The sequence below is a fragment of the Candidatus Margulisiibacteriota bacterium genome (assembly GCA_028715625.1).
Taxonomy (GTDB): domain Bacteria; phylum Margulisbacteria; class Riflemargulisbacteria; order GWF2-35-9; family GWF2-35-9; genus JAQURL01.
On record JAQURL010000124.1, the window covers coordinates 1 to 2,754 of the forward strand.

6 protein-coding genes and 1 pseudogene are annotated in these 2,754 nt (G+C 36.9%); 2 read left to right on the top strand and 5 right to left on the bottom strand.

Annotated elements, in window-relative coordinates; genetic code table 11:
- A partial coding sequence (locus tag PHV30_12110; GenBank protein MDD5457755.1) for a DNA repair protein RadB occupies nucleotides 1–401 on the top strand: 401 nt, incomplete at its 5' end.
- Nucleotides 402–438: 37 nt separating this feature from the next.
- On the opposite strand, the gene PHV30_12115 is transcribed toward PHV30_12110, so the two are convergent.
- From PHV30_12115 to PHV30_12130, 4 genes and pseudogenes are all read right to left on the bottom strand, one after another.
- Nucleotides 439–819 carry a hypothetical protein gene (locus PHV30_12115; protein MDD5457756.1) on the bottom strand — a complete coding sequence of 127 codons (381 nt, stop codon included), beginning with the start codon at nucleotides 817–819 and terminating at the stop codon, nucleotides 439–441.
- Between the two features lie 28 nt (nucleotides 820–847).
- Nucleotides 848–1,180, bottom strand: a complete 333-nt coding sequence (locus PHV30_12120) for a DUF4064 domain-containing protein (GenBank protein ID MDD5457757.1) — start codon at nucleotides 1,178–1,180, stop codon at nucleotides 848–850.
- Nucleotides 1,181–1,198: 18 nt separating this feature from the next.
- A pseudogene (locus tag PHV30_12125) lies at nucleotides 1,199–1,261 on the bottom strand (zinc-ribbon domain-containing protein).
- Between the two features lie 29 nt (nucleotides 1,262–1,290).
- Nucleotides 1,291–2,010, bottom strand: a complete 720-nt coding sequence (locus tag PHV30_12130) for a DUF4352 domain-containing protein (protein ID MDD5457758.1) — start codon at nucleotides 2,008–2,010, stop codon at nucleotides 1,291–1,293.
- A gap of 121 nt (nucleotides 2,011–2,131) precedes the next feature.
- Here PHV30_12130 and PHV30_12135 point away from each other — a divergent pair, with 121 nt between their 5' ends.
- On the top strand, nucleotides 2,132–2,410 hold the full coding sequence (locus tag PHV30_12135) for a winged helix-turn-helix transcriptional regulator (protein ID MDD5457759.1): 279 nt from the start codon (nucleotides 2,132–2,134) through the stop codon (nucleotides 2,408–2,410).
- Between the two features lie 60 nt (nucleotides 2,411–2,470).
- On the opposite strand, the gene PHV30_12140 is transcribed toward PHV30_12135, so the two are convergent.
- A partial coding sequence (locus tag PHV30_12140; GenBank protein MDD5457760.1) for an MBL fold metallo-hydrolase RNA specificity domain-containing protein occupies nucleotides 2,471–2,754 on the bottom strand: 284 nt, incomplete at its 5' end.

A 2,754-nucleotide genomic window follows, 5' to 3' on the forward strand; every position in this document is an offset into this window, starting at 1 on the left:
CAATTACTGATATTGAAAAGCTGATGAATGAGAAAATCGGGTTGATAATCCTTGACTCTGCGGCGCTTTTCTACAGGCTCGGGCTTACGCAGGACGATTCTGAAGAACAAAACGTGGGACTCAGGCGTGAGCTTGTTAACCAGATAGGGATACTCCACGGGATTGCGAGAAAGTACGGCGTGGCTGTGGCAATCACAAACCAGGTCTTTAAGGATGTTACAACAGGCGAGCTCTGTCCCGTGGGGGGGAATGCGCTTGAGCATTTATCGAAGACCATTATCCTGCTTGAGAAGATAGGAATGAGCAAAAGGAGGGCTACGCTGCGGAAGCACAGGTCAAGAAGCGAGGGGGCTTATTGCGATTTTGTGCTGACTGAGAGCGGCGTGGAGGAGGGTTTATAGGCAAGATATCAGAAGAACACTTAATAAAAGAGGATAATTATTTTGAATAAATACTGCTGAAATCGATATAAGGATTTAAAATAATAAGTCCCATTATAATAATCGATATAATGTATAATACTAATGGAATTAAATCTTTAAATTCGAAGGGAATTGAAACAACGTAAATCATTTTTTTTCCAAATTCTTTCGCAGTTTTTTCTGATTTTTTCATGTTTAAATCCAAAACTAACATTAATGTTAAATAGCAAACGGCAGCGATATTAATCAGGACAGGAATTACAATTTTTTTGTATTCAGATAATGAAATAACTACGATTTCAGCGGTGATGGTTAAAATAAATAGTTCAATTAGTTGGAGTTCTAAGTTAATCTTTTTATCAACATATTTCTCTATAAGACTCCATCCGTTATTCATAATTTATAGTTACTACAAAGGATAATATCTATTTTCTCAAAGCCATAATACCGCCAATTAGCAACAGTATAAAGGGTAACAAGAAAGCCATGCTTATGGAAATAAGCCCCCCAAAAGCACTGATAATCATTAGCCATCCAGCCGTTTTTGATTTTGATTTTACTGATACTGCTCCAATAATCCCGATTATTGAGAAGATAATTGCAACAAAACCAAGTCCAACAACATCAGATGCTCCAGATGCCCCGAAAGCACCAGCTAAGCCACCAATACCTATTGCAAATAATGCACCAAAAAATCCAAAGATTCCTCCGAGCAAACCTAATACTAATTCGACAGTCCTCGATTTTTCTTTTTTCAATTCTACACTCTGATTAGTTCCGCAATTCGGACAGAAAACAGCATTATCTGATAGTTCTTGCCCACAGTTTTTACAAAACACATTTCACCTTTCAATAATTCTTTATTTTCTCATTTTGTTAATGAAACATATTTCTTTTCGGAAGACCACAAGCCGCTTGCGATGTCAATCTTTCCATTGATATTTGCTGGAACATCAAATACTATTTTTCCTCTTTTAGGTAAACCTGGCTGAAGTTGCGTAAAACTAAATGCTTCGTCTTTTAGATAAATTTCAGCCATAGCATCATGTTCAAATTTTCTTCCTTGGTCATCTATTATTTTTACATAAGAACCTATCAATATGTCTTTAGATTCTTTTTCGACGTTTTCAATAGTTACATCTAAGATTATGAAATTACCATCCGCTTTTTTGCCATAAAATGTTCCATATACATCTTCTCCAATCTGCTTCGATGTAGTCATACCATTGAAAGTATATGCAAAGTCACCAGCGACAACTCTATCGCCTATCTTGGCTATTTGTTGTGTAGCTTCAGATGTCTTTACTTGAGAAGCAGAAGGTGTATTTGTATCCGAAGAACTGACACCAAAAACGAACGCTGCAATAAATCCTGAAAAAATAGGTATACCTATAAAAAGATATACCAATGTTGCTAATGTCATTTTCCAAGTTTTCCCTGACCTAAATCCAGGAATTCCCATTTTTCCTAACTTGCCTGTGATTCCTTTCCTTTCAGTTTCTACTTTAACGGATTTCAAGTCGTTTCCACATTTACTACAAAACTTTCCATCATCTGGATTTTGTGTGCCACATTTTTGACAAAACATTCAACCACCATATCATCTTATAAAAGTTAAACTCTTATAAACCTTTCTTAATACGATTATAAGAGTATAATTTGATTTACTTACTTATTTTTCAATATGTTAAAAGGCTTCCAAAGTCTGCATGGAGTTACTGCATAAAAAGTTCCTTATAGACATAATCATTGCCTTAAAAGACGAGCCGCTTGCATTTAATGAAATTCAAAGTCGATTAAAAATTTACTCGGATACACTATCAAGAAGGCTAAAGGAACTCGAAGAACTTGGTATAATTGAAGCTGTAATTACTACTGATGATAAGGGAAAAAGAGTTAGATATAGGCTTACTGTAAAGGGAAATAAGATTGCACCTATGCTAATTGAGGCAGTAAAGATACTGAAAACTGTGGATAAATTCTTATAAAATTTAACATTTGATAAAATTTTATTTATTGTAACCAATAGGATATTGCCGCTATTCATCTTATACATAAACCCTCTCCCCATTCACCGGCGCAATTGCGTTTACACCCAGCTCTTCCTTTACCCAGCCTGCAAAACCTTCCGTGTTGTCGCCATGCACCGTGATAACCGTTTCCGTGCCGCTGCCAGCGAATTTCCTTACCAGCTCTTTTAACTGGGCATCCCCGCAGTGAGCCGAGAAATCATACAGCTCAAGCCTGCAATTAAGCCTGAGCGTATCCCTTCCATCCACTATATGTCCGCTTTCCAGCGCCATTCTCCCGTTTGTATCATCAGCCTGGTAGC